This is a genomic window from Streptomyces sp. NPDC002463, assembly GCF_042889835.1.
Classification (GTDB): Bacteria; Actinomycetota; Actinomycetes; order Streptomycetales; family Streptomycetaceae; genus Streptomyces; species Streptomyces nymphaeiformis.
This window is the reverse complement of the sequence record NZ_JBIARL010000018.1, coordinates 46,608-71,550: the sequence shown is the minus strand read 5'-3', so window position 1 is coordinate 71,550 and position 24,943 is coordinate 46,608. Positions and strand designations below refer to the sequence as shown.

Below are 24,943 nucleotides of genomic sequence, written 5' to 3'. Positions count from 1 at the left end.
TTCAGACGATGGGGTCGTGGACGGTGACGAGCTTGGTGCCGTCCGGGAAGGTGGCCTCGACCTGGACGTCGTGGATCATCTCCGGGATGCCGTCCATGACCTCGTCGCGGGTGAGCACCTTGCGCCCGGAGGCCATCAGCTCGGCGACCGTCCGCCCGTCCCGGGCGCCTTCCAGGATGTGGGAGGTGATGAGCGCGACGGCCTCGGGGTGGTTGAGCCGCACACCGCGGGCCCGGCGCTTCTCGGCCACGTCGGCCGCCACATGGATGAGCAGGCGTTCCTGCTCGTGCGGGCTCAGTTGCACTCTTCCACCTCACAGTCGTCGACCGGGACGGGACCCGGACAGCTGGGGACCCTACCGACCGTCAACACTCTGTTGAACTGCGGAGATGCGGCGGACGGCCAGAGATTGCACGTTAGGGCGGAAGTTTTTCCGGCTCGTTAACTCGGCCTTTGCGTTCTTATGATCATCCGATCAGCTCGGTCTCCCCCGGCGCGGACATCGACATCAGGCCACGCAGCCCGTCCTCCAGGACCTCGACCGCCACGTCGCCGAAGAGCGCCTGCTGGGCGATGAAACCCTGGGCGGTGGCGATGAGGGTGCGTGCCACGTGGTCGGCGGGGACGTCGGCGCGGAGGAGGCCGTTCTCCCGGTAGGCGGTCACGAGCCTCGTCCACGCGACCCTCATCCCGTCGTAGCCCTCGGAGAGGGTCGTGGCCAGCTCCTCGTTGCGCAGGGTCTCCGTCCAGACCTGGATGATCAGGCGCGCGAAGGCCTGCCGGTCGGCGCCCTCGATCCGCTCCTCCAGGAAGAGCCGGAGCACCGCGCCGAGGAGGACGTCGGGCGTGGGCGGCGGGGTGGCGCGGGACGCCTCCTCGAAGGCTCCCCGGATGCCGGCGAAGGCCTCGGCCGCGATGGCGGCGATCAGCTCCTCCTTGCCGCGGAAGTAGCGGTAGACCGCACCCGCGGACAGGCCCACCTCGGCGAGCACGTCCTGCATGGACGTGGCGTGGAAGCCGTTGCGGGCGAAGCAGCGAGCGGCGCCGTCGAGGATCTGGCGCCGGCGGGCGTCGAGGTGTTCCTGGGAGACACGTGCCATGGGGAGAACCTAAAACGAATGTTCATTCTTGACAACTTCCGGACGGCGGCGCACGTTGAGGCCGACGTAAAACGAACGATCCTTCTCTTTGGAGTCCCCATTCTCGGGGGATCTCCTCTCTTCGAATCGAGGCCGTCATGTCCGCCGCCACCGCCCCCTCGGCCGCCGCGGGGCGCAGAACCCTCGCGGTGCTCGTACTGATACCGGTCGTCGCCGCCCTCGCCCTCGCGGTCTTCGCCTGGCCGGCCGCGCGCATCGCCCCTCGCGACCTGCCGATCGGCGTGGCCGGGCCCGCCGTCGCGGCCGACGCGGTGGAGCGGCAGCTCGGCCGGCACGAGGGGGCCTTCGAGATCCACCGCTACGAGGACGCCGGGGCCGCCCGGGCCGCGATCGAGGACCGCGATGTATACGGAGCCGTGGTCGTGACCCCGCGCGGTACGGAGCTCCTCACCGCCTCCGCGGGGAGCCCCGTCGTGGCCGGGCTGCTGCGCGAGGCCGTGACCGCGCAGGCCCCGGCGGGGACACCGGTCCCGGTCACGGACGTGGTCGCCGCACCGGCCGGCGACCCCCGGGGCGCCGTGCTCGGCGCAAGCCTGCTGCCCCTCGCCCTCGTCGGGGCGGCCACCGGGGTCGCCACCGTGCTGCTCGGCCTGCGCGGGGCCGGGGCGGTCGCGACCCTGGTCGGCGCGGCGGCGCTCGCGGGACTCGTGGGCGCGGCGCTCGCCGACAGCTGGCTCGGCGCGCTGACCGGTGACTGGTGGGCCGAGGCCGGGGTCCTCGGCCTGACCGTCCTCGCGATCGGCTCGTCCTTCGCGGGGCTCGCGACGCTGCTCGGCAAGCCCGGCTTCGGACTCGGGGCCGCCCTGACGATCCTGCTCGGCAACGCGTTCTCGGGGATGTCGAGCGCGCCGGAGCTGCTGCCCACCGGGGTGGGCGCGCTCGGCCAGTGGCTGCCGCCGGGCGCCGGGGGCTCGGCCCTGCGGTCCGTCTCCGCCTTCGACGGCGCGGCGGCGGGCGGCCCGCTCCTCGTCCTCTCCCTCTGGGCGGTGGCAGGACTGACCGCGACCGCGTTCGGCGCGCGGCGCCGCGCGGAGGCGGCCCCTTCGACGGAGCCCGCGCCGGTGCCGGCGGGCTGAGGCCCCTCACCCGAAGACGGCCGCGCACCCCCGCTGCAGCGGACGGGGGGTGCGCGGCTTTTCGCTTGCCGCGGGGCTTTCGCCTCCGGGATCAGGAGGCGCCGGGCCCCTGGTGGTGGGCGGCGATGCCGAAGCGGCGCTGTTCGCCGGGAGCGGAGTCGACCGGGTGCAGCCCGGAGAGCGAGCTGACCACCTGCTCGTCGGCAGGCTTCTCCGCCGCCTCGAGTTCTTCCAGGTCAGCGGCGGAGACCAGGGCGACGAGCGGCTTCCCGTGCCGGGTGACGACGACGCGCTCGCCGCCGTAGACGACGCGGTTGATGAGGTCGGCGAGCTCAGCCCGCGCTTGCGTCACCGGGATCTCGTAGGTCATGCTCCTCATCTTACGGCCTGTACGTCCTGTACATTTTTTACAGACAGCTGGAGGTGCTCAGCCATGGATGCCCGCCACGTCCTGCCCGAGTTCACGGAGCGGACCAGTTTCGGAACGCGAACCCTCGACCCGTACTCGAAGCTCCTCGAGTCCCGGATCGTCTTCCTCGGCACCCCGATCGACGAGACCTCGGCCAACGACGTCATCGCCCAGTTCCTGCACCTCGACTACGCGGCCCCCGGTCAGGACATCGCGCTCTACATCAACTCCCCCGGCGGCTCTATCAGCGCCATGACCGCGATCCACGACACGATGCGGACGCTCTCCTGCGACGTGGAGACCACCTGCCTCGGGCAGGCCGCCTCCACCGCCGCCGTCCTGCTCGCCGCCGGCACCCCCGGCAAGCGGCTCGTCCTCCCCGGCGCCCGGGTCACCCTCCGCCAGCCGGCCATGGACGAACCCCTCCAGGGACAGCCGAGCGACCTCGACATCCACGCGCGCGAGCTGCTCCGGCTGCGCGCCCTGACGGCCGGGATGCTCACCGAGTACACCGGGCAGAGCCGGGACCGGATCGACGCCGACATCGACCGCCTCACCGTCCTGGACGCGCCGGCGGCCGTCGCGTACGGGCTGGTGGACCACGTGATCACGAACCGGCGCGACGCCGGTGCGGCGCGGTGAGCCGGCCGTGGTACCCGAGCTGCCGCCGCTGCCCGCGCTGACGCGGGCCGAGGGCGAGTTGATCGACGCCTACCTCGAAGTCGTCGACCTCCTTGGGAAGATCAACCCATCCAGAGGTACGCATACCTATGGGGCACTACGGGCGGCACAGGCCCTGGTGGGGCGCGCGGAGGCGCTGCGCGAGGCCCTGACGCTCATGCATATGCGGGGCGAGAGCGAGGTGCACGCGGACACACTGGCGCGCGCCCTGCGGGTGTTGGACGGAGAGCGCCGCACCGACCGCGTCACCGTCCCCCACGCACGGGCGAGTTGACATTCCGGCATGTCGTGTCGAGGTCCGTACGGCCGACACGCACCGCAGAATCGCTCCCCCGTTCGGCGTAGTCGACGAGTCGACATATGGGTCGGGTGAGTTGCGCAACAGGTGTACGCATCTGGCGGAATGGGGCGTTCCGCCCCTGGTACGGGGCTCGTAGGCCAAACCTCCGGTGATCGCGAAAGCACCCTGTCCACCCGAATGGATCAGTCGTGAGGAGCCTCACATATCGCCGTTTCAGCTCGGATTTCGCCCTGGGTGTGGGTCAAGATCCCTGTCGACGACAAGCCCCCGCCATCCGAGGCGGGGCGGTCCGGGCGGACGCCGAGTCCTGCCGCTGTCCCGGACGTCTGGTCGACAGGAGTGGATCGGCAGGAGTGGAGGACCCAGGCAGTACGGGACGTACGCGCTGTTTCCGCAGCGGGACCGTCCCTTGGGGTGAAGCCGCAGCCGCGGCCGGGCATCTTCGCCAGCCCGAACCCGACAGGTCATCCTTCGCAGGCGGCTGACGAAGGGTTGCGCATGACTGCGCAGATGCACGTCCCGTCCCTGCTGTCCCGGGCCGGAGCCGTCACGGCTCTCACCCTCGCCGCCGTCGGCGGCACGATGCTCGCACCGGGTGCGGCGTCCGAGGCCCAGGCGGCGACCACCTACGCGAACAAGGCACTGAGCGTCGCCGCGTCCAAGAAGGGAGCCCCGTACCGGTACGGGAGCGCGGGACCCACCCGGTTCGACTGCTCCGGTCTGACGCTCTACGCGTACAAGCAGGCGGGCAAGTGGCTGCCCCGCACCGCGCAGCAGCAGTACAACAACACCCGGCACATCTCCGCGTCCAGCAGACAGAAGGGGGACCTGGTCTTCTTCCACTCCGGCGGGAGCGTCTACCACGTGGGCATCTACGCCGGCAGCGGCAAGATCTGGCACTCGCCCAAGACGGGATCCTGGGTGAAGCTCGACCCGATCTGGACGTCGAGGGTCTACTACGGCCGCGTCCGATGACGCCCGCCGGGCACTGAGCCCGCCCCAGGGGTGCGGTGGCGCCGCCGCACCCCTGCGCCGGGTCTACGCGTACGAGGCCGCCGTGGAGGCCCACGGGAGGGAGATCCAGACCGTCTTCCCGCCCTCCTCCGTCGGGGTGACCGACAGACGGCCGCCCGCCTCCGCCGCCAGGGAGCGGATGATGACCATGCCCCGGCCGTTGTCCTGCTGGACCGCCGCCGGAAGACGGCGGGGCCAGCGCGGGTGGCTGTCGGTGACGCCGATGTGGAGGCGCTCCTCGCGCTCCAGGCGGACGTCGACCGTGAACGTGGGCGACTGCCCGAAGGTGTGCAGGACGGCGTTGGTGGCCAGCTCCGAGATCATCAGGCGGATCGCGTCCGCCAGGTCGTCGGCACCGTCGAGGCCCCACCCGTCGAGGACCTCCGCGACGAACCGCCGGGCGGTGGGGACCGACGCGGGATCGCTCGGCAGAGTGACGGATGCTTCCTGATGGTCTGCCATGGCGACGCTGTCCCTTTCCCGCCGGGGCTTCTGCCCCGGATCGCGCTTCGCGTCAGAGTCCCACCGATCGTGCCGCCCCGGCAGGCGTTCCACCAAGATATGTCCCCATCTGTCGCCCGAAGCGGTGAACTCTGCTGCCCGGGACCGCGCTTGGGACTCCCGACGGGACGTCAGACCGCCGGCGCGGTCCGCAGGATCGTCTCCACCGCGTGCGCGATCTCCGCGTCCGTCAGATCGGCCCGCGCCGTGAGCCGCAGCCGCGAGATGCCGTCGGGGACGGACGGGGGACGGAAGCAGCCGACCGCCAGGCCCTGTTCGCGGCAGTCCGCCGCCCAGCGCAGCGCCGCCTCCGGGGAGGGGGCGTGGACCGAGACGACGGCCGCGTCGGGACGGGCCGAGGTCAGCCCGGCGTCCGTGAGCAGCCGGTGCAGGGTGGTGGCGACGGTACGGGCCCGCTCGGCGAGGCCTGGTTCGGCCGCGATCAGCCGCAGGCTCGCGAGCGCGCCGCCCGCGGCGGCGGGGGCGAGCCCGGTGTCGAAGATGAAGGTGCGGGCGGCGTTCACCAGGTGCTCGATCACCCGCGCCGGGCCGAGGACGGCGCCGCCCTGGCTGCCGAGGGACTTCGAGAGGGTGAGGGTGGCGACGACGTCCTCGTCGCCCGCGAGCCCGGCCTCGTGCAGCGCGCCCCGGCCGCCGTCGCCGAGGACGCCGAAGCCGTGGGCGTCGTCGACGACGAGCCCGGCGCCGTGCGCGCGGCAGGCGTCGGCGAGCCCGGGGAGCGGGGCCTTGTCGCCGTCGACGGAGAAGACGGAGTCGCTGACGACGAGTGCCCGGCGCCCCGGATGGGCGTCCAGGGTCTTGGCGACGGCCTCGGCGTCGGTGTGCGGGACGACCGCGGTCTCAGCGCGCGCCAGGCGGCAGCCGTCGACGATCGAGGCGTGGTTGGAGGCGTCGGAGACGATCAGGGAGTCCCGGCCGGAGAGCGCGGTGAGCGCCGCGAGGTTCGCGGTGTAGCCGGAGGAGAAGACGAGGGCCGCCTCGAAACCGCAGAAGTCGGCGAGTTCGCGCTCCAGGCGGGTGTGCAGCCGGGTGGTGCCGGTGACGAGCCGCGAGCCGGTGGAGCCGGCGCCCCAGCGCCTGGCCGCCTCGGCCGCCGCCTCGGTGACCTCGGCGCGGCGGGTGAGGCCGAGGTAGTCGTTGCTCGCCAGGTCCAGGACGTCCGACTCGGCCGCCCGGGGCCGCAACGTCCGGACGAGACCGGCCTCGGCCCGGCGGCGCGCCTCCGCGTCGGTCCAGTCGAAGGCGGTACGGCGCGGGCCCGCGGCCCGTGCGTCGTCGGCGCCCGCGGCGCGTGCGTCCTCGGCCTGTGGCATGCGGCGATCCTTTTGTAGGCAGCGCACAGACCCTAACCGCAGGATGCCGAGGTCGGGATGTGGTCATCCACACACCTCGATCGGGGGCGTTTGTTCGGATCCTCCTTGGCCAGGGGGCGGGCGGTAGGCAAGGATCTGCGGTTATGGACCTCCTGAACACGCTGGTGGAGAAGGGGCTGCGGCGCGAGCTGCCGACCCGTGAAGAAGCGCTCGCCGTGCTGGCGACCTCCGACGACGAACTGCTCGAGGTGGTGGCGGCGGCCGGCAAGGTGCGCCGTCAGTGGTTCGGGCGCCGGGTGAAGCTGAACTACCTGGTCAACCTGAAGTCCGGTCTCTGTCCCGAGGACTGCTCGTACTGCTCGCAGCGGCTCGGCTCGAAGGCCGAGATCCTCAAGTACACCTGGCTGAAGCCGGACGAGGCCTCGCAGGCCGCGGCGGCGGGTGTCGCCGGCGGCGCCAAGCGGGTCTGCCTGGTGGCCAGCGGCCGCGGCCCGACGGACCGGGACGTGGAGCGCGTCGGCAAGACGATCGAGGCGATCAAGGAGCAGAACGAGGGCGTCGAGGTGTGCGCCTGCCTCGGTCTGCTCTCCGACGGCCAGGCGGAGCGGCTGCGGGAGGCCGGCGCCGACGCGTACAACCACAACCTGAACACGTCCGAGGCGACGTACGGGGACATCACCAAGACCCACACCTACGCGGACCGCGTGGACACCGTGCAGAAGGCGCACGCCGCCGGTCTGTCGGCCTGCTCCGGTCTGATCGCGGGCATGGGCGAGAGCGACGAGGACCTCGTCGACGTCGTCTACGCGCTGCGTGAGCTCGACTCGGACTCGGTGCCGGTCAACTTCCTGATCCCGTTCGAGGGCACCCCGCTCGCCAAGGAGTGGAACCTCACCCCGCAGCGCTGCCTGCGGATCCTCGCGATGGTCCGGTTCGTCTGCCCCGACGTCGAGGTGCGGATCGCCGGCGGCCGCGAGGTGCACCTGCGCTCGATGCAGCCGCTGGCGCTGAACATCGCGAACTCGATCTTCCTCGGCGACTACCTGACCAGCGAGGGCCAGGCCGGCCAGGCCGACCTGGACATGATCGCGGACGCGGGCTTCGAGGTGGAGGGCGCGGGCACGACCACGCTGCCGAAGCACCGCGCGGACGCGCTCGCGGCGGCGGGCGGCTGCGGCTCCAAGGCCTCGGCGGGCTGCGGTTCGGAGGCCTCCGCGGAGGGCACGGGCTGCGGTGGTCACGCGGAGGAGGCCGGCGGCTGCGGCCCCTGCGGCGGACACGCGGCGCCGGCGGCCGAGGAGGCCCGTGCGAACGAGGCCCGCACCGATCTGGTGGCCGTGCGCCGCCGGGGCGCCGGCACGGACCTCGCGCCGAATGCGTAACGACGAGCTCCTCGCCCTGGACCGGGCGCACGTCTGGCATCCGTACGGCCCCATGCCGGGCCGTGCGGAGCCGCTGGTCGTCGCGTCCGCGTCCGGGGTGCGCCTCCGGCTCGCCGAACCCGTCGAGGGCCAGAGCGAGTTGGTCGACGGCATGTCCTCGTGGTGGTCGGCGGTCCACGGCTACAACCACCCCGTGCTCAACGAGGCGGCGCGCGGCCAGCTGGAGAAGATGAGCCACGTCATGTTCGGCGGGCTCACCCACGAGCCCGCCGTCCGGCTCGCCACCCGGCTGGTCGAGATCACCCCCGAACCGCTCCGGCACGTCTTCCTCAGCGACTCGGGCTCGGTCTCCGTCGAGGTCGCGGCCAAGATGTGCCTGCAGTACTGGCGTTCCCTGGGCCGCCCCGAGAAGCAGCGGCTCCTCACCTGGCGCGGCGGCTACCACGGGGACACCTGGCAGCCGATGTCCGTGTGCGATCCCGAGGGCGGGATGCACGAGCTGTGGTCGGGGGTGCTCCAGCGGCAGGTGTTCGTGGACGCGCCGCCGGCCGCGTACGAGGAGTCGTACGCGGAGCTGCTGCGGGCCCGGATCGCCGAGCACGCGCACGCGCTGGCGGCGGTGATCGTGGAACCGGTCGTGCAGGGCGCGGGCGGCATGCGCTTCCACGACCCGGCGTACCTGCGGGTGCTGCGCGAGGCCTGCGACGCGCACGACGTGCTGCTGGTGTTCGACGAGATCGCGACCGGGTTCGGGCGTACGGGCACGCTGTTCGCCGCGGACCAGGCCGGGGTCTCCCCCGACGTGATGTGCGTGGGCAAGGCGCTGACCGGCGGCTACCTGTCGATGGCGGCGACGCTCTGCACGAGCCGCGTCGCCGACGGGATCTCGCGCGGCGAGGTCCCGGTCCTGGCACACGGGCCGACCTTCATGGGCAACCCGCTGGCGGCGGCGGTCGCCGTCGCCTCGATCGACCTGCTGCTCTCCCAGGAGTGGCAGGCCGAGGTCAAGCGCATCGAGTCGGGCCTCCGAGAGGGCCTCGCCCCGGCAGCCGACCTCCCGGGCGTCCGCGACGTACGGGTGCTCGGCGCGATCGGCGTCGTCCAGCTCGACCACGAGGTCGACATGACGGCGGCGACCCGCGCGGCAGTCCGCGAGGGCGTCTGGCTCCGCCCGTTCCGAGACCTGATCTACACGATGCCGCCGTACGTGACGGACGAGCAGGACCTCGCCCGGATCTGCGCGGCGGTACGGGCGGCGGCTGCAGCCGGCTGACGCCGTTGTGGGCAGTGGCGGGCACGCGGAACGGCGCCCCTGCCGGCGCCAGAGGCTCCCGCCACCCCAGCCCACCGGCCCCGCACCGAACAAGAAAGGACGCCCCATGGGCATCATCGTCGTCACCGGCACCGGCACGGAGATCGGCAAGACCATCGTCACGGCAGCCCTCGCCGCCGTGGCCACGGCCGCCGGCCGCTCCGTAGCCGTCCTGAAGCCGGCCCAGACCGGCCTCGCCCCGGACGAGCAGGGCGACGCGGACGAGGTCGTACGCCTCTCCGGCGCCACGGCCTCCGCCGAACTGGGCCGTTTCCCGGAGCCGCTGGCCCCGGGCACGGCCGCCCGGCGGGCCGGGCTCGCCCCGGTCGGGCCCGGGGAGGTCGCCGAAGCGGCCCGGAAGCTGGCCGAGGAGCACGACCTGGTGCTCGTGGAGGGCGCGGGCGGCCTGCTCGTCCGCTTCGACGAGGAAGGCGGCACGCTCGCGGACGCCGCCGCGCTGCTCGGCGCGCCGGTCCTGGTGGTGGTCCCGGCGGGTCTGGGGACGCTCAACTCGACGACCCTGACGGCCGAGGCGCTGCGGGCGCGCGGGATCGAGCAGCTCGGCGTGGTCGTCGGCAGCTGGCCGGACGCGCCGGACCTCGCGGCGCGCTGCAACCTCGCGGACCTGCCGGAGGCGGCGGGCGCTCCGCTGCTCGGAGCCGTACCGGAGGGTTCGGGGGCGCTGGACCCGGCGGAGTTCCGGGCGGCGGCGGGCGGCTGGCTGGGGCCGGAGCTCGGCGGCACGTGGGACGCGCAGGCGTTCACCGAGGCGCAGGCGGCACCGCTCTCCGCGAGCTGAGGGCACGCGCGGAGACCGCGCGGGCAGCACCGGTCTCCGTACGCGGAAAGCACGGTCTCCGTACACGGACGGCACGCGCGCAAGGCACGGCCCTCACCAAGGGCGCGCGGGGAAGCACGACCCGCATTCCTCTCCGTACGCTGACCGTATGCGCGCACACGTTCAGGAGATCGTCTTCGACTGCGCCGCCCCGGCGGCCCTCGTCCGCTTCTGGGCCGGGCTCCTCGGCGGCGAGCCCGTCGACCGGAGCGCCGACTGGTCGTACGTGGATCCGCCGGAGTTCGTACGGATCGCCTTCCAGCGGGTGCCGGAGGGCAAGGCCGCGAAGAACCGGCTGCATCTCGACCTGGAGGTGCCGGATCCGGCGCGGGCGGCCGAAGAGGTGCTGCCGCTCGGGGCCGTCACGGTCGGCGGGCTCGTCACCGACGAGCAGGGCTCCTTCCAGGTCATGCGGGACCCGGAGGGCAACGAGTTCTGCTTCGTGACGGGCTGAGGGGCGGCTGCGATGACCCCGAACCCTCCGGCGCCCCGAACTCCCCACGTCCACCATCCGCTCTTCGCCCGCTTCTACGCCCGGTTCAGCACCTCCGCCGACACCCGGGGCGGTCTCGGCGCGCTGCGGACGGAGCTGCTCGCCGGGCTGACCGGCCGGGTCGTCGAGATCGGGGCCGGGAACGGCCTGAACTTCGCGCACTACCCGGCCGGGGTCACCGAGGTCGTCGCGGTCGAGCCGGAGCCCCATCTGCGCCGACTCGCCGAGGAGGCCGGGCGCCGGGCCGCCGTCCCGGTGACGGTGCTGCCGGGCACGGCCGAGGCGCTGCCGGAGCCGGACGGCTCCTTCGACGCGGCGGTGGCCTCGCTGGTGCTGTGCACCGTACGGAACGTGCCGGAGGCCCTCGCCGAGCTGCGGCGGGTCCTGCGCCCCGGCGGCGAGCTGCGGTTCTTCGAGCACGGTGCGGCGGACACGCCCGGGCTCGCGCGGGTGCAGCGGGGGCTCGACCGCACGGTCTGGCCGCTGCTCTTCGGCGGCTGCCACACCTCCCGTACCCCGCTCGCGGCGATCGAGGCGGCCGGTTTCGACCTCGTCTCGTACCGCTCCTTCGACGTCCCGGAGCAGGGCCCACGCCTGCCGTCCTCCCCCTGCGTCCTGGGCACGGCCCGGCGGTAATTCCTGCAGCCCCGCCGCGCCACGTGATGGGATCCGGTCATGATCGACCTGCAGATACGTTCCGCCGTACCCGCCGACGCCGAGGCCGTCCTGGCCTTCTGGAAGGAGTCCGCCGAGGGCACGTCCATCTCGGACGACGTGAACGGGGTGACCCGGCTGGTCGAGCGCGACCCCGACGCCCTGATCCTCGCCCTCGCCGACGGCGTCATCGTCGGCTCCGTGATCGCCGGCTGGGACGGCTGGCGCGCCTCCCTCTATCGGCTCGCCGTCCTGCCCTCGTACCGCCGCCGCGGGATCTCCACCGCGCTGCTGCGCGCGGCCGAGGAGAGGTTCCTGGCGCTCGGCGGACGGCGGGCGGACGCCATGGTCCTGGAGGCGAACGGGACGGGACAGGCGCTGTGGACGGCCGCCGGGTACGAGCGCGAGGAGCGCTGGCGCCGCTGGGTGAAGCCGCTCGCGGACCGGGCCGCGAAGTGACCACCGGGATCGCCACGGGGTGATCACCGGGGGCCCACAACCCCGCTTTGCCGATCCTTTACCATGGTGTCCATTCCTCCCGACGACCGAAAGGTGTGAGCGTCCGCCCATGGGCGAGCCTCCCAGTAGCACTGGTTCCGACCGCCGACATCGAGCGATCCCTCTCCCTCTGACTGATCATGGGACGGAGGTGAACCGATGACCGAAGTGCTTCTGCTCGTGGTGGCGCTCCTGCTCGCGCTCGCGTGCGGCGCGTTCGTCGCGGCCGAGTTCTCGCTGACCACGGTCGAGCGCGGCGAGCTCGAAGCCGCCGCGGAGCGCGGCGAGCGCGGCGCGTCGGGCGCGCTCAAGGCCGTCCGCTCGCTCACCTTCCAGCTCTCCGGCGCGCAGCTGGGCATCACCGTGACCAACCTGGTCGTCGGCATGCTCTCCGAGCCGTCGATCGCCGCGCTGATCAGCGGCCCCCTGGAGTCGATCGGACTCTCGTCCTCGACGGCCTCCTCCGTCGCCCTCGTCCTGGGCACCGCCCTGTCGACGGTCGTCCTGATGGTCGTCGGCGAGCTCGTCCCCAAGAACTGGGCGATCTCCTCGCCGCTCGCCGTCGCGAAGGTGGTGGGCACCCCGCAGCGCGTGTTCACGGCCGCCTTCAAGCCGTTCATCAGCCACCTCAACAACACCGCGAACCGGATCCTGCGCCGCCTCGGCCTGGAGCCGACCGAGGAGCTCGCCTCCGCGCGTTCCCCGCAGGAGCTGGTGGCGCTCGCCCGGCACTCCGCGAAGGAGGGCTCCCTGGAGGCGGACACGGCCGAGCTGTTCGTCCGCACCCTCAACCTGGCGGAGCTCAACGCGGAGAACGTGATGACGCCCCGCGTGCAGGTCACCGCCCTCGAGGTGCAGGCCACCGCCGAGGACGTCGCCAACGCGACCCGCGCGACCGGCCTGTCCCGCTTCCCCGTCTACCGGGGCAGCCTCGACGCGGTCGTCGGCATCGCCCACATCAAGGACGTGCTCGCGATACCGGCCGAGGAGCGGCCCCGCCGCCGGATCGGCGAGATGCTGCGCGAGCCGCTGCTCGTCCCCGAGACCCTCACCGTGGACCGGCTCCTCGACCGCCTCTCGGGCAAGCAGACGATGGCCGTCGTCATCGACGAGTACGGCGGCACGGCCGGAGTCGTCACCCTCGAGGACATCGTCGAGGAGGTCGTCGGGGAGGTACGCGACGAGCACGATCCGCACGAGACGCCCGACCTGGCGCGGGCCGGCGAGGACGCGGACGGGCGCGAGCTGTGGTCCGCCGACGGCGCCGCCCGTACGGACCAGCTGGCCGCGATCGGCCTGCGGGTGCCGGACGGCCCGTACGAGACGCTCGCGGGCGTCCTCGCGACGGAACTCGGCCGCATCCCCGCCGCCGGCGACACCGTGGAGCTGGCCGGCTGGCGCCTCGACGTCGTCGACGCCTCGGGCCGCCGCGCCGCACGCGTCCTGCTGCACGCCCCCGCGCACGACACCCACGACGAGTCCGGGGAGGCCGGCCGATGATCGCGGTCCAGCTGTTGATCGGCCTGCTGACCCTGGTCGTCAACGCCTTCTTCGTCGGCGCCGAGTTCGCCCTGATCTCGGTCCGCCGCAGCCAGATCGAGCCCCTGGCCGACTCCGGGAACCGGCGGGCGCGCAGTGTCATCTGGGGCCTGGAGCACGTCTCCGCGATGCTCGCGGCGGCGCAGCTCGGCATCACGCTCTGCACCCTGGTCCTCGGCATCGTCGCCGAACCGGCCATCGAGCACCTGCTCGAACCGGTCTTCGACGCGATGGGCGTGCCGCACGGCGTGGCCGCCACGATCTCGTTCGCGATCGCGCTGGCCCTGGCGACGTATCTGCACATGCTGCTCGGCGAGATGGTGCCGAAGAACATCGCGCTCGCCGACCCGGCGCGCTCCGCGCTGCTCCTCGGGCCGCCGCTCGTGACGCTCGCGCGGGCGCTGCGGCCGGTGATCTTCGCGATCAACGCCTTCGCCAACGCGCTGCTCAGGCTGTTGCGGGTGGACACCAAGGACGAGGTCGCGGCGACCTTCTCGGACGACGAGCTGGCCCGGATGGTCACCGACGCGGGCGATGCGGGTCTCCTGGACGACCGGGCCGCCGAGCGGCTGCACGACGCCCTGGAGCTGGGCCGGCGCCCCGTGCGGGACGTCGTGATGCCGGCGGAGAAGGTGGTGTACGCGGAGGCGGGCACCACTCCGGAGGAGCTGGAGGCACTGGCGACGCGGACCGGGTTCTCCCGCTTCCCCGTGGTCGACGCCGAGCGCCGCATCCTGGGTTATCTGCACGTCAAGGACGCCCTGGACGTCACGCCGCGCGACCTGCCGTTCCCGGTGTCGGCCCTGCGGCCGATCGCCCGGGTCCGGGCGGCGACGCCGCTGGACGACGTCCTCACGGCGATGCGCCGCAGCCGGACGCACCTGGCGGCGGTGCTCGACGAGGCGGACAAGCCGGCGGGCCTGGTGACGATGGAGGACGTCCTGAGAGAACTGGTGGGCCGCCCGACAGCACCGTAGCCCGCGTCGCGGGCGGGGGCCCGGCACACCGCCGGGCCCCCGGGGCCGCCGTACCTCGGGTCCCGGGGTCCGCCATACCGCGCGGTATGATCGCTCCGCCATGGAGATCAATGCCACGTACAACAGTCTCGTCGCCGTCGGAGACAGCTTCACCGAAGGCATGTCGGACCTCATCCCCGACGGCTCCTACCGGGGCTGGGCCGACGTCCTCGCCGCCCGTCTCGCCACCCGCTCCCCCGGGTTCCGCTACGCCAACCTCGCCGTCCGCGGCAAGCTCATCGGGCAGATCGTTGACGAGCAGGTCGGCCTGGCCGCGGGCATGAAGGCCGATGTGGTGACCCTGGTCGGCGGGCTCAACGACACCCTGCGGCCCAAGGTCGACATGGTCCGGGTGCGGGACCTGCTGACCGAGGCGGTGGAACGCCTCACCCCCTCCTGCGGGCAGCTGGTCCTGATGCGCAGCCCCGGCCGCAACGGCCCGGTCATGGAGCGCTTCCGCCCCCGGATGGAGGAGCTGTTCGAGCACATCGACACGCTCGCCGACCGGCACGGCGCGCTGGTCGTCGACCTGTACGGGGCCCCGTCGCTCGGCGACCCCCGGCTGTGGGACGTGGACCGGCTCCACCTGACGGCCGACGGGCACCGGCGGGTCGCCGAGGCCGTGTGGCAGACCCTGGGCCTGGCGCCCGAGGCGGACTGGCGCGAACCGCTTCCCCCGGCCGTGCGGCCCGGCTGGGCGAGCCGCCGGGTCGCGGACGCCCGTTTCGCCAAGGAGCACCTCGGCCCGTGGATCGGACGGCGCCTGACCGGCCGCTCCTCGGGGGACGGCCGCGCGCCCAAGCGCCCCGAGCTCCTGCCGTACGAGCCCGAGTGAGCTGCGTCTCGTAGCAAGCTCCACACGGGACCGTGGCGCTGGCCTGCAGAAACCACCAGTAAACTCTGTGCACGTGACTGCTGTGACTCCGAAGCCCCGCATCCCCAACGTTCTGGCCGGCCGCTACGCCTCCGCGGAGCTCGCCGTCCTCTGGTCCCCCGAGCAGAAGGTGAAGCTGGAGCGTCAGCTGTGGCTCGCCGTGCTGCGTGCGCAGAAGGACCTCGGGATCGAGGTTCCGGACGCCGCCCTCGCCGACTACGAGCGCGTTCTCGACCAGGTCGACCTCGGCTCCATCGCCGAGCGCGAGAAGGTCACCCGGCACGACGTGAAGGCCCGGATCGAGGAGTTCAACGCCCTCGCCGGCCACGAGCACGTCCACAAGGGCATGACCTCGCGCGACCTCACCGAGAACGTCGAGCAGCTGCAGATCCGGCTCTCCCTGGAGCTGATGCGGGACCGTACGGTCGCCGTCCTCGCCCGGCTCGGCAAGCTCTCCGCCGAGTACGCGGAGCTGGTCATGGCCGGCCGCTCGCACAACGTCGCAGCCCAGGCGACCACCCTCGGCAAGCGTTTCGCGACGGCGGCGGACGAGCTGCTCGTGGCGTACGCCCGCCTGGAGGAGCTGCTCGGCCGCTACCCGCTGCGCGGCATCAAGGGCCCGGTCGGCACCGCGCAGGACATGCTGGACCTGCTCGGCGGCGACGCCGGCAAGCTCGCCGAGCTGGAGCAGCGGATCGCCGGTCACCTCGGCTTCGCGCACGCCTTCACCTCGGTCGGCCAGGTCTACCCGCGCTCGCTCGACTACGACGTGGTCACCTCGCTGGTGCAGCTGGCCGCCGCCCCGTCCTCGATCGCCAAGACCATCCGTCTGATGGCGGGCCACGAGCTGGTGACGGAGGGCTTCAAGCCCGGCCAGGTCGGCTCCTCGGCCATGCCGCACAAGATGAACACCCGCTCCTGCGAGCGCGTCAACGGCCTGATGGTCATCCTGCGCGGCTACGCGTCGATGACCGGCGAGCTGGCCGGCGACCAGTGGAACGAGGGCGACGTGTCCTGCTCCGTGGTCCGCCGGGTCGCGCTGCCGGACGCCTTCTTCGCGCTCGACGGCCTCCTGGAGACCTTCCTCACCGTGCTCGACGAGTTCGGCGCCTTCCCGGCCGTCGTCGCCCGCGAGCTCGACCGCTACCTGCCCTTCCTGGCGACCACGAAGGTGCTCATGGGCGCCGTCCGCGCCGGTGTGGGCCGTGAGGTCGCGCACGAGGCCATCAAGGAGAACGCCGTCGCCTCCGCCCTCGCCATGCGCGAGCAGGGCACGGTGCAGAACGAGCTCCTCGACAAGCTGGCCGCCGACGAGCGGATCCCGCTGGACCGGGCGCAGCTCGACGAGCTGATGGCGGACAAGCTGTCCTTCACGGGCGCCGCCGCCGACCAGGTCGCGTCCGTGGTCTCCCGCATCGAGGAGATCCTCAAGCAGCACCCGGAGGCCGCCGCCTACACCCCCGGCGCGATCCTCTGACCCGGAACCCCCGGTTCACCCAGCAGGAGCTGGAGGCCGCTCGCGACCGCGTCGTTCCCGACGTGGTGGCGGGCGGCCTTTCCGTCCTCTTCTGCGGGATCAACCCGGGTCTGATGACGGCGGCCACGGGCCACCACTTCGCCCGCCCCGGCAACCGCTTCTGGCCGGTCCTGCACCTGTCCGGGTTCACGCCGAGGCAGCTGCGGCCGGACGAGCAGGACGAGCTCCTCTCGTACGGACTCGGCATCACCAACGTCGTCGCCCGGCCCACCGCGCGGGCCGACGAGCTGAGCCGCGAGGAGTACCGCGAGGGCGGCCGCCTCCTCGTGGAGAAGGTGGAGCGGCTGGAGCCGCGCTGGCTCGCGGTCGTCGGCGTCACGGCGTACCGCACGGCCTTCGCGGAGCCGAAGGCGGCGATCGGGCCGCAGGAGCGGGTGATCGGCTCCACCCGGATCTGGGCACTGCCCAATCCCAGCGGGCTCAACGCCCACTGGACGGCGGCGACGATGGCCGAGGAGTTCGCCCGGCTGCGGGCGGCGGCGCAGTAGCGCGTCACGGCGGATCGACCTCGGTGATCACGGCGAGGAGCTCGTACGGCAGCTCCTTGTCGTGCTGGGAGACGCCGAGGCCTATCCACCGGCCGTCCACCCGCCACAGCCGCAGGTCCGGCGTGTGGCAGCTGAGGTCGGCCCACGGCTCCGGCATCTCCTCGTCGTCGATAAGCCGCTCCAGGACGTACCACAGGCTCAGCACCCGCGGCGGGCCCCAGCGGACGGTGAGCACGGCGACGAGTCCGTCCTGCTCCGCCTCGTACTGCTCATGGACGAGCACGCTGCGCGTGCCCTCGTCGTCCTCCCAGAAGTCCTCGCTCGTCGCGAGCGTCCCGATGTGGAAGCCCGGACCGCTGTCGACGGGTCCGGATCGCTCCGGTCGCGCCGGGAAGGCGCGGGTGCGGAGGAAGTCGATCGTCGCCAGGTGCTGTGCCGTGGTCATGGGTCCAGTGAAACGGACGCCACTGACAGTTGGCGTTCCGTCAGGATTCGGGGCGCGCGCCGCTCCGGGACGCCGCGGGGGCGGCACTCGCCGCATCCGGGCCCATTGAGTACCATCCGCCGGAGAGGCGCACGAGCTGGGAGGAAACACTGTGGGGCGGCTGACCGGCGGGGATCCGTCTCTGCTGCGGCGGATCAACTCCGCGGTGGTACTCCATGCGCTGCGCGGCGCCGACGCGCCCACGCTCACGGATCTGACCCGGATCACGGGCCTGTCGCGGCCCACGGTCGAGGGCGTCGTCGAGGGCCTCATGGAGGGCGGTCTCGTCGTCGAGTCGGCGCCCGAGGAGGGCGAGGCCCGGCGGCAGGGACGTCCGGCACGGAGGTTCCGCTTCCGCGCGGAGGCCGGTCATCTGCTCGGCATCGAGATCGGCCCGCACCGCGTGGCCGCCCTGCTCTCCGGCCTGGACGGACGCATCATCGGCGCCGGATCCCGCGAGGTGTCGGAGACGGCGCCCGAGGACGAGCGCCTGGACCGGGTGCGTACGGTCGTGGCCGACGTGCTGCGCAGGGCCGGGGTCGCCCGGTCCAACCTGCGGGCGGTCGGCGTCGGCACCCCCGGCATCGTGGAGGCCGACGGGACCGTGCGCCTCGGCACGGCGCTGCCCGGCTGGACGGGCCTCGCGCTCGGAGAGCGGCTGAGGCGCTCCTTCCGCTGCCCTGTGATCGTGGAGAACGACGCCAACGCGGCGGCCGTCGCCGAGCACTGGAAGGGTGCCGCGACCGACTCCGACGACATCGTGTTCGTACTGGCAGGGCTCAGCCCGGGGGCCGGTTCGCTGATCGGCGGCCGGCTGCACCGGGGCTTCGGCGGGGCGGCCGGGGAGATCGGGGCCCTGCACCTGCTCGGCCGGGGCGTCACCCCCGAGCATCTCCTGTCGACCACGGACGAGCCGCTGCACCCGCTGGACGAACAGGCGGTCGCCGAGGTCTTCGCGCTGGCCCGCAAGGGCGACGCGCGCGCGGAGGCGGCGGTGCAGCGGTTCATCCAGCGGCTCGTGCACGACGTGGCGGCCCTGGTCCTCGCCATCGACCCCGAGCTGGTGGTCGTCGGCGGCTGGGCGGCCGGTCTCGACGGCGTGCTCCAGCCGCTCCGCGAGGAACTGGCGCGGTTCTGCCTGAGGCCGCCGCGGGTGGTGCTGTCCCTGCTCGGTGAGGCCGCGGTGGGCACGGGTGCCCTGCGGCTCGCCCTCGACCACGTCGAGGAGCAGCTCTTCGCCGTGGACGGCACGGTGACGGCCCGCCGCTAGACCCTCCTTCCGGGGAGCCTGCGACGGGCCGGTGCTCGTGCGGTGTTGCTGGTGCCGTATTACGAAGCCATGACCAGGTCGGCCGAGTCGCCGAAGGTGAGGCGGCAGGTGTCGGCGCGGTACGTGGCCACCGAGACGGCGGCCGGGCGGCCGGCGGACAGGTAGCGGGTCGTCACGACGAGGACGGGCGCGCCCGGCAGCCGGTCGAGCTCCTTGGCGTCGTCGGCGCGGGCGGAGCCGAGCTCCACGGAGCGGTCCTGGCCGTCGAGGGCGAGGTGCTGGAGCTCACGGAGCACGGCGCGGGCGCGGGCGGGGCCCGCGGGCGCGTCGATGGCGCTGAGGCCGGGGACGGAGCCGGCCGGCACGTAGAGCAGCTCGGCGGCGACCGGCTGGCCCTGGCTGATCCGGAGGCGGCGGACGACGTGCACCTGCTCGTCGGCGGCGGTCTCCAGGACGCGCGCGACAGCGGCCGGGGCCACGTCGGCGGCGGAGTCCTGGGGCTGCCAGGCGTCGTCGCCGACACCGGGCCAGACGTGCTGGGTGGTGGAGACGTCGACGCCGACGCGGGGCGGGGCGACGGTGGTGCCGACGCCGCGGCGGCGCTGCAGGCGTCCTTCCAGCTCCAGCTGCTCCAGGGCCTGGCGGAGCGTCGCGCGGGCGACGCCGAAGCGGGCCGCGAGCTCGCGCTCGTTGGGCAGGATCTCCCCGACCGCGAAGTCCGAGTCGAGCGCTTCGCCGATCACTGTCTTGAGGTGCTGGTACTTCGGTTCCGGTACCGATGCCAGCTGCGTGGTCCCCACCCTGATCCTCCGCAATTCGCCGTGTCCCGCGGCGTTTTTCCGCGCCCTTGTTTATTAAAGGTTCCTGCACTAACTCTGCGACCATAAGGCGAGCCACCCCCTTGGTCAAGACCAATCCTCCGTCGAACGCCCCTGAATGTGACCCTCTGACCTAGATCGTTCACAGGACGTTCGCACCCTGGTGAGCCCTGCGCAGCAAAGAGCCCCGCCTCCCGGGAGGGGAGGCGGGGCGAGTTCCGGCCGACTGGCGTGATCTTGGTCAGGCGTCGGCGAGGCCCTGGAGCTTGTCGGGGTTGCGGATGATGTGGACGCACTGGACGAGTCCGTCGCGCATCTCGATCTGGAAGACGGTGTCGGGGTTCCCGTCGGCGAGGACGAGCACCGCGGGGGCGCCGTTGAGCTCCAGGAAGCGCACCTCGTACCCGGCCCACGCGTCCCGGGCCACGGCGGAGAGGAAGCGGCCGACCTTGTCGGCGGTCTCGATGATCCGCAGCGGCGCCTTGGACTTGCCGCCGCTGTCGCCGACGAGCCGGACATCGGGGGCGAGGAGCGCGAGGAGCTCGCCGAGATCGCCGCCGGCCGCGGCGGAGAGGAAGCGCTCGGTGAGGTCGCGGCGCTCGGCCGGGTCGACGTCGTAGCGCGGCCTGCCCTCGTCGACGTGGCGCCGGGCACGTCCGGCGAGCTGGCGCACGGCCGCCTCGGAGCGGTCGAGGGCGGTGGCGATCTCCCCGTACGGGAAGCCGAAGGCCTCGCGGAGCACGAAGACGGCCCGCTCCAGCGGGGAGAGGGATTCGAGCACCACGAGGACGGCGAGCGAGACGGAGTCGGCGAGCAGCGCGCGTTCGGCGCTGTCGGGGGCGGCGGGGCCGAAGTCGGTGACGAGGGGTTCGGGGAGCCAGGGGCCGACGTAGGACTCGCGGCGCGCCTGCGCCTGGCGGAGCCGGTCGATGGCGAGCCGCGTGGTGATCCGTACGAGGAAGGCGCGCGGCTCGCGGACGGCGGCCCGGTCCGCGGCGGTCCAGCGCAGCCAGGCCTCCTGGACGACGTCCTCGGCGTCGGCGGTGCGGCCGAGCATCCGATAGGCGACGCCGAGGAGCATCGGGCGGTGCTCCTCGAAGAGTTCGGTCAGGGTGTCGGTGTCGGTGAGCACACACCCATCCCAGCCCACGTCATCGGTCCTGTCCAGTTTCCGGCTCCCGTCTTGAACTCCTGGCTACTGAGCGGTAATTCTTACTGACGGGACGTCTAAAAGATGGCGCGTGCCCGGTGTTCACGAGGAAGCTCCACGAGCGAGCTTCACGAGGAAGCGAGGGGCCCATGCCCGCACGGATCGCGTTCACGATCGAGACCCCGGCGGGTCCCCGCACCACGTCCCTGACGTACGAGAGGCGGGGCGCGGGCGAGCCCTTGCTGCTGCTCCACGGCATCGGGCACCACTGGCAGGCCTGGGAGCCCGTACTCGACGTGCTCGCCGCCGAACGCGAGGTCGTCGCCGTCGACCTGCCCGGCTTCGGGGCCTCCGACGGGCTGCCCGAGGGCGTCCCGTACGACCTGTCCACCGTCGTCCCCGTGCTCGGCGCCTTCTGCGAGGCCGTCGGCTTCGAGCGGCCGCACGTGGCGGGGAACTCGCTGGGCGGACTGCTCGCCCTCGAACTCGGCCGGGAGAAACTGGTGCGCTCGGTCACCGCCCTCTCCCCCGCCGGCTTCTGGTCGGAGAGCGAACGGCGGTACGCCTTCGGGACCCTGCGGGCCATGCGCGGCGCCGCCCTGGCGCTGCCCGTGCCGCTGATCGAACGCCTCTCCCGCTCGGCCGCAGGGCGCACCGTGCTCACCAGCACCATCTACGCGCGCCCCGGCCGCCGCTCACCCGAGGCCGTCGTCGCCGAGACGCTCGCGCTGCGCGAGGCCACCGGCTTCCACCAGACGCTTGCCGCGGGCCGTACGGCCCTCTTCCGCGACGTCGTCCCCTCGGTCCCCGTGACCGTCGCCTGGGGCAGCGGCGACCGGCTGCTGCTGCGCCGCCAGGGCATCCGCGCCAAGCAGATCCTGCCCGCCGCGCGTCTGGTCCGACTCCCCGGCTGCGGGCATGTGCCGATGAACGACGACCCGGCTCTCGTCGCACGCGTGATCCTGGACGGCAGCCGCTGAGACGGGGTGGGGCACCCGCGTGAACAGACCGCGCCGGCGCACCTGTGTGAACAGATTCCTGCGGGCCTTCCGTGTGAACAGGCCCGTGCCCAGGGCGGCTCCGGCGCCCACGAGGAGGCTGCCGGTGGCCTGCGGGAGGCCGAAGACCGCGTCGCCCACCAGGGCGGCGCTCAGGGCTGCGGCGATCGGGATGGCCCCGGTATAGAGAGTGGCCCTCTCCATGCCGACACGCTGGACGCCCATGTAGAAGAGGACGAATCCGACGACGGTGGCCAGGGCCGCCTGCCAGAACAGGGCTCCCGCCTCCACGGCCGTCGGCATCCGCACGAACCCGGCGCCGTCCACGACCAGGCCGAGGAGTGCCGCCTCGGCCGCGCCGATCCCGCACACGGTGGCCGTCAGGAGCTTCGGACCGAGGACGCGGAGCACCGGGACGGCCAGCACGGTGAAGCCCACCTCACCCGCGAGCGCCGCCACGGACCAGCCGATCCCGGCCAGGTCCGTCCGGCCCCAGCCCTGCACGGTGAAGGCGCCGGCGGCGACGAGCAGCGCCCCGTACAGCACGGCGGGGGCGGGCCTGCGGCCCTCGGTGAGCGGGACGAGGACCGCGACGACGACCGGGGCGCAGCCGACGAGGACGCCGGGGACGGCGGGCTCGGCGGTCCGCTCGGCGGCGAGGACGGCAAGATTGAAGCCGACCATGCCGACGGCCGCGAGCGCGGCGAGCCGCAGCCGGTGGCGGGCGGTCAGGAGCCGCAGCGGGGCGAGGCCGCCACGGCCGAGCAGCGGGAGGAGGAGCAGGCAGGCGGCGCCGTACCGGAGGGCCTGTCCACCCGCGTACGGGTAGGCGCCGAGCAGGCTGTTGGCGGTGAAGGAGGCACCGACGAGGGTGTAGGCGAGGGTCACCAGGAGGACCCCGCGCAGGGCGTTCGCGTTCATGCCTCCGACGCTAGGGAGCGATGCGGTCCGCGTTGAGGTCCACTTCCGTCGCGCCATCGGGGACCACTTCGACGGGACCGGGGCGGGTCCGCAGGCGGAAGGTGCGGCGGTAGGTGTCCGGGGGCACGCCGACGGTGCGGTTGAAGTGCCGGCGCAGCGTCGTGGCGGTGCCCATGCCGGCGGCCTCCGCGATGGCATCGACGCTGTCGTCGGTGGCTTCGAGGAGCTCCTGGGCGCGGCGGATGCGCTGGGTGAGCAGCCACTGCAGCGGGGTGGTTCCGGTCGCCGCACGGAAGTGGCGGCCCAGGTGGCGCGAGCTCATCCGCGCGCGGCGTGCCAGGTCCTCGACGGTCAGCGGCTGGTCGAGCCGTTCGACCGCCCAGGGCAGCAGCTCGGTGAGCGGGTGGTCCTCGCGGGTGGGCACGGGGGCGGGGACGAACTGGGCCTGGCCGCCGTCCCGGTGCGGGGGCACGACCAGGCGTCGGGCGACCGTGTTGGCGATCGCCGAGCCGTGGTCGAGGCGGACGAGGTGCAGGCAGAGGTCCATCGCGGCGGCCTTGCCGGCGGAGGTGAGCACGGTGCCGTTGTCGACGTAGAGCACGTCCGGGTCGACCTCTACCCGGGGGTACCGCTCGGCCAGGGCCTCGGTGTGCGCCCAGTGCGTGGTGGCGCGCCGGCCGTCGAGCAGGCCGGCGGCGGCCAGGACGAACGCGCCCGTGCACAGCGAGGCCACGCGCGCGCCTGCCTCGTGGGCCGCGCGTACGGCGCCGACGAGGTCGGCGGGCGGTTCCCGGTCGACGTCGGCCCAGCCGGGGACGATCACCGTGTCCGCGTACGGGAGCCGGTCGAGGTCGTGGTCGGGTTCCAGGCGGAACCGCTCGACCCGTACGGGGCCGGGCCCGCAGACGGTCATGTCGTACCAGGGGACGGCGACCGCGTCCGGGGCGGAGCCGAACACCTCGTGGGCGAGGGAGAGTTCGAAGTGCAGCATGCCGTCGGTGACGGCCAGCGCGAGCGTACCCATGTCCGTAATTGTACGGGGCGTGTCGTTCCGGACACTCGCGGTCGCTCGCAACAGCCGCCAGGATGGGCGTAGTTGAACATTCGATTACAGGGAACGGCGGGAGAAGTCATGGGATCGGGTCGGACGGTCGCGGTGTTCGGTGCCTACGGTCACACCGGGCGCTTCGTGGTGGCGGAGCTGCTGGAGCGGGGGTTCGCCCCGGTACTGTCCGGGCGCGACGCCGACGAGTTGCAGGCGCTCGCCGCGTCCCACGACGGGCTCGACGTCCGCCCGGCTTCGGTCGACGACCCCGCCTCGCTCGACCGCGCGTTGGCGGGCGCGGCGGCCGTCGTCAACTGCGCCGGACCGTTCGCCGTGACCGGCGCCCCGGTGATCGAGGCCGCGCTGCGGGCCGGAATCCCGTATGTCGACGTGGCGGCCGAGATCGAGGCCAACGCCGACACCTTCGCGCACTTCAGGGACCGGGCCCGCGCCGCGGGAACCGTGATCGTCCCCGCGATGGCCTTCTACGGCGGCCTCGGCGACCTCCTGGCGACCACGGCCATGGGCGACTGGACGACGGCCGACGAGGTGCACGTCGCGTACGGGCTGAGCAGCTGGCACCCCACGGCGGGAACCCTCGCGGCGGGCAAGGTCTCCCGGGAGCGGCGGGGCGGCCGGCACGTCCGCCACACCGGCGGACGGCTCGAATACCACGACGACGCGCTCTCCGTCGTGGAGTGGCCCTTCCCCGCCCCCCTGGGCACCCGACCCGTCATCGGCGAGTTCACCATGGCCGACGTCGTGACCGTCCCCAGTCATCTTGCGGTGCCGGAGGTACGCACGTACATGGCAGTCGACGCGGCCCAGGACCTGACGGCGCCGGACCCGTCCGCACCGACCTCGGTCGACGAGCGCGGCCGCTCCGCGCAGACCTTCCTGGTGGACGTCGTCGTGCGCTCCGGCGGCGCGGAACGCCGGGCCGTCGCCGCCGGCCAGGACATCTACGCCGTCACCGCGCCGCTCGCGGTGGAGGCGGTCCACCGCATCCTCACGGGCCGGACCCGGACGACCGGCGTCGCCTCCGCGGGCGAGATGTTCGACGCGCCCGACTTCCTCCGCGCGCTGTCCGCACATCTGTCCCTGGACGTGCGTCACTGACCGGGAGGCCTCGGCATCATGGGTCCGACCG

At 73.1% G+C, this 24,943-nt stretch carries 27 protein-coding genes and 1 riboswitch; of the genes, 18 read left to right on the top strand and 9 right to left on the bottom strand.

The features are described 5' to 3' along the window. Nucleotide 1 precedes the first annotated feature (1 nt). Nucleotides 2-304 carry an urease subunit gamma gene (locus ACFYX3_RS31115; protein WP_030686168.1) on the bottom strand — a complete coding sequence of 101 codons (303 nt, stop codon included), beginning with the start codon at nt 302-304 and terminating at the stop codon, nt 2-4. A 163-nt stretch (nt 305-467) separates the two neighbouring features. After that, nucleotides 468-1,100 carry a TetR/AcrR family transcriptional regulator gene (locus ACFYX3_RS31110; protein WP_389020406.1) on the bottom strand — a complete coding sequence of 211 codons (633 nt, stop codon included), beginning with the start codon at nt 1,098-1,100 and terminating at the stop codon, nt 468-470. Nucleotides 1,101-1,237: 137 nt separating this feature from the next. Between ACFYX3_RS31110 and ACFYX3_RS31105 the strand changes: the two genes are divergently transcribed. After that, the gene (locus ACFYX3_RS31105) at nt 1,238-2,236 is read left to right on the top strand and encodes an ABC transporter permease (protein WP_389020403.1); all 999 of its coding nucleotides are present in this window, start codon (nt 1,238-1,240) and stop codon (nt 2,234-2,236) included. A 91-nt stretch (nt 2,237-2,327) separates the two neighbouring features. On the opposite strand, the gene ACFYX3_RS31100 is transcribed toward ACFYX3_RS31105, so the two are convergent. Further along, nucleotides 2,328-2,606, bottom strand: a complete 279-nt coding sequence (locus tag ACFYX3_RS31100; protein WP_376584189.1) for a type II toxin-antitoxin system Phd/YefM family antitoxin — start codon at nt 2,604-2,606, stop codon at nt 2,328-2,330. Between the two features lie 63 nt (nt 2,607-2,669). On the opposite strand from ACFYX3_RS31100, the gene ACFYX3_RS31095 reads away from it, so the two are divergent. The 3 genes from ACFYX3_RS31095 to ACFYX3_RS31085 all read left to right on the top strand — a co-directional run bounded on the left by ACFYX3_RS31095 (nt 2,670) and on the right by ACFYX3_RS31085 (nt 4,602). Next, nucleotides 2,670-3,287 carry an ATP-dependent Clp protease proteolytic subunit gene (locus ACFYX3_RS31095; RefSeq protein WP_382658174.1) on the top strand — a complete coding sequence of 206 codons (618 nt, stop codon included), beginning with the start codon at nt 2,670-2,672 and terminating at the stop codon, nt 3,285-3,287. A gap of 7 nt (nt 3,288-3,294) precedes the next feature. Further along, entirely contained in the window at nt 3,295-3,600 is a 306-nt protein-coding gene (locus ACFYX3_RS31090) for a hypothetical protein (RefSeq protein WP_376584185.1), read from the top strand. A 400-nt stretch (nt 3,601-4,000) separates the two neighbouring features. Continuing rightward, nucleotides 4,001-4,123: riboswitch (cyclic di-AMP (ydaO/yuaA leader) on the top strand. 2 nt (nt 4,124-4,125) lie between these two features. Beyond that, complete coding sequence (locus tag ACFYX3_RS31085) at nt 4,126-4,602, top strand: C40 family peptidase (RefSeq protein WP_382658177.1); 477 nt, start codon at nt 4,126-4,128, stop codon at nt 4,600-4,602. 63 nt (nt 4,603-4,665) lie between these two features. Here ACFYX3_RS31085 and ACFYX3_RS31080 read toward each other — a convergent pair whose 3' ends face one another. Further along, nucleotides 4,666-5,103, bottom strand: coding sequence for an ATP-binding protein (locus ACFYX3_RS31080; protein WP_389020396.1), 438 nt, complete (start codon nt 5,101-5,103; stop codon nt 4,666-4,668). A gap of 170 nt (nt 5,104-5,273) precedes the next feature. After that, the gene (locus ACFYX3_RS31075; RefSeq protein WP_385661163.1) at nt 5,274-6,476 is read right to left on the bottom strand and encodes an 8-amino-7-oxononanoate synthase; all 1,203 of its coding nucleotides are present in this window, start codon (nt 6,474-6,476) and stop codon (nt 5,274-5,276) included. 143 nt (nt 6,477-6,619) lie between these two features. On the opposite strand from ACFYX3_RS31075, the gene bioB reads away from it, so the two are divergent. The 11 genes from bioB to mug all read left to right on the top strand — a co-directional run bounded on the left by bioB (nt 6,620) and on the right by mug (nt 17,107). Beyond that, the gene (gene bioB, locus ACFYX3_RS31070; protein WP_389020392.1) at nt 6,620-7,858 is read left to right on the top strand and encodes a biotin synthase BioB; all 1,239 of its coding nucleotides are present in this window, start codon (nt 6,620-6,622) and stop codon (nt 7,856-7,858) included. Then, on the top strand, nt 7,851-9,131 hold the full coding sequence (locus tag ACFYX3_RS31065; RefSeq protein WP_389020389.1) for an adenosylmethionine--8-amino-7-oxononanoate transaminase: 1,281 nt from the start codon (nt 7,851-7,853) through the stop codon (nt 9,129-9,131). The genes bioB and ACFYX3_RS31065 overlap by 8 nt, the downstream gene beginning before the upstream one ends. Nucleotides 9,132-9,237: 106 nt before the next feature. Then, nucleotides 9,238-9,969, top strand: coding sequence for a dethiobiotin synthase (gene bioD / locus ACFYX3_RS31060; RefSeq protein WP_389020386.1), 732 nt, complete (start codon nt 9,238-9,240; stop codon nt 9,967-9,969). Nucleotides 9,970-10,117: 148 nt separating this feature from the next. Next, on the top strand, nt 10,118-10,462 hold the full coding sequence (locus ACFYX3_RS31055; protein ID WP_376584171.1) for a VOC family protein: 345 nt from the start codon (nt 10,118-10,120) through the stop codon (nt 10,460-10,462). A gap of 12 nt (nt 10,463-10,474) precedes the next feature. After that, a complete protein-coding gene (locus ACFYX3_RS31050) occupies nt 10,475-11,137 on the top strand; it encodes a class I SAM-dependent methyltransferase (protein WP_389020382.1) in 663 nt (220 codons plus the stop codon). A 39-nt stretch (nt 11,138-11,176) separates the two neighbouring features. Next, nucleotides 11,177-11,614: a GNAT family N-acetyltransferase gene (locus ACFYX3_RS31045; RefSeq protein WP_116162237.1), complete on the top strand. Its 438-nt coding sequence runs from the start codon at nt 11,177-11,179 to the stop codon at nt 11,612-11,614. A 198-nt stretch (nt 11,615-11,812) separates the two neighbouring features. Further along, entirely contained in the window at nt 11,813-13,153 is a 1,341-nt protein-coding gene (locus ACFYX3_RS31040; protein WP_389020377.1) for a hemolysin family protein, read from the top strand. Next, nucleotides 13,150-14,169 carry a hemolysin family protein gene (locus tag ACFYX3_RS31035; RefSeq protein WP_389020374.1) on the top strand — a complete coding sequence of 340 codons (1,020 nt, stop codon included), beginning with the start codon at nt 13,150-13,152 and terminating at the stop codon, nt 14,167-14,169. Before ACFYX3_RS31040 ends, ACFYX3_RS31035 begins: the two co-directional genes overlap by 4 nt. 100 nt (nt 14,170-14,269) lie before the next feature. Then, the gene (locus ACFYX3_RS31030) at nt 14,270-15,043 is read left to right on the top strand and encodes an SGNH/GDSL hydrolase family protein (RefSeq protein ID WP_389020371.1); all 774 of its coding nucleotides are present in this window, start codon (nt 14,270-14,272) and stop codon (nt 15,041-15,043) included. An 82-nt stretch (nt 15,044-15,125) separates the two neighbouring features. Beyond that, the gene (gene purB / locus ACFYX3_RS31025) at nt 15,126-16,559 is read left to right on the top strand and encodes an adenylosuccinate lyase (protein WP_376584335.1); all 1,434 of its coding nucleotides are present in this window, start codon (nt 15,126-15,128) and stop codon (nt 16,557-16,559) included. Between the two features lie 62 nt (nt 16,560-16,621). After that, nucleotides 16,622-17,107 carry a G/U mismatch-specific DNA glycosylase gene (gene mug / locus ACFYX3_RS31020; protein WP_389020368.1) on the top strand — a complete coding sequence of 162 codons (486 nt, stop codon included), beginning with the start codon at nt 16,622-16,624 and terminating at the stop codon, nt 17,105-17,107. 4 nt (nt 17,108-17,111) lie between these two features. Here mug and ACFYX3_RS31015 read toward each other — a convergent pair whose 3' ends face one another. Further along, nucleotides 17,112-17,552, bottom strand: a complete 441-nt coding sequence (locus ACFYX3_RS31015) for a hypothetical protein (protein WP_389020364.1) — start codon at nt 17,550-17,552, stop codon at nt 17,112-17,114. Nucleotides 17,553-17,703: 151 nt separating this feature from the next. Between ACFYX3_RS31015 and ACFYX3_RS31010 the strand changes: the two genes are divergently transcribed. Beyond that, a complete protein-coding gene (locus ACFYX3_RS31010; protein ID WP_359512814.1) occupies nt 17,704-18,861 on the top strand; it encodes an ROK family transcriptional regulator in 1,158 nt (385 codons plus the stop codon). A gap of 59 nt (nt 18,862-18,920) precedes the next feature. Here the strand turns inward: ACFYX3_RS31010 and ACFYX3_RS31005 are convergent, their stop codons facing one another. Beyond that, nucleotides 18,921-19,661 (bottom strand): GntR family transcriptional regulator, encoded by a 741-nt coding sequence (locus ACFYX3_RS31005; protein WP_116162222.1) that lies wholly within the window; start codon nt 19,659-19,661, stop codon nt 18,921-18,923. Nucleotides 19,662-19,920: 259 nt separating this feature from the next. Further along, on the bottom strand, nt 19,921-20,811 hold the full coding sequence (locus ACFYX3_RS31000) for an RNA polymerase sigma-70 factor (RefSeq protein ID WP_389020358.1): 891 nt from the start codon (nt 20,809-20,811) through the stop codon (nt 19,921-19,923). A 167-nt stretch (nt 20,812-20,978) separates the two neighbouring features. Between ACFYX3_RS31000 and ACFYX3_RS30995 the strand changes: the two genes are divergently transcribed. After that, the gene (locus tag ACFYX3_RS30995) at nt 20,979-21,809 is read left to right on the top strand and encodes an alpha/beta fold hydrolase (RefSeq protein WP_359512810.1); all 831 of its coding nucleotides are present in this window, start codon (nt 20,979-20,981) and stop codon (nt 21,807-21,809) included. Between the two features lie 949 nt (nt 21,810-22,758). Here the strand turns inward: ACFYX3_RS30995 and ACFYX3_RS30990 are convergent. After that, a complete protein-coding gene (locus tag ACFYX3_RS30990) occupies nt 22,759-23,772 on the bottom strand; it encodes a helix-turn-helix domain-containing protein (RefSeq protein ID WP_389020354.1) in 1,014 nt (337 codons plus the stop codon). A 108-nt stretch (nt 23,773-23,880) separates the two neighbouring features. Between ACFYX3_RS30990 and ACFYX3_RS30985 the strand changes: the two genes are divergently transcribed. Next, nucleotides 23,881-24,912, top strand: a complete 1,032-nt coding sequence (locus tag ACFYX3_RS30985; RefSeq protein ID WP_389020351.1) for a saccharopine dehydrogenase family protein — start codon at nt 23,881-23,883, stop codon at nt 24,910-24,912. Nucleotides 24,913-24,943: the final 31 nt, after the last annotated feature.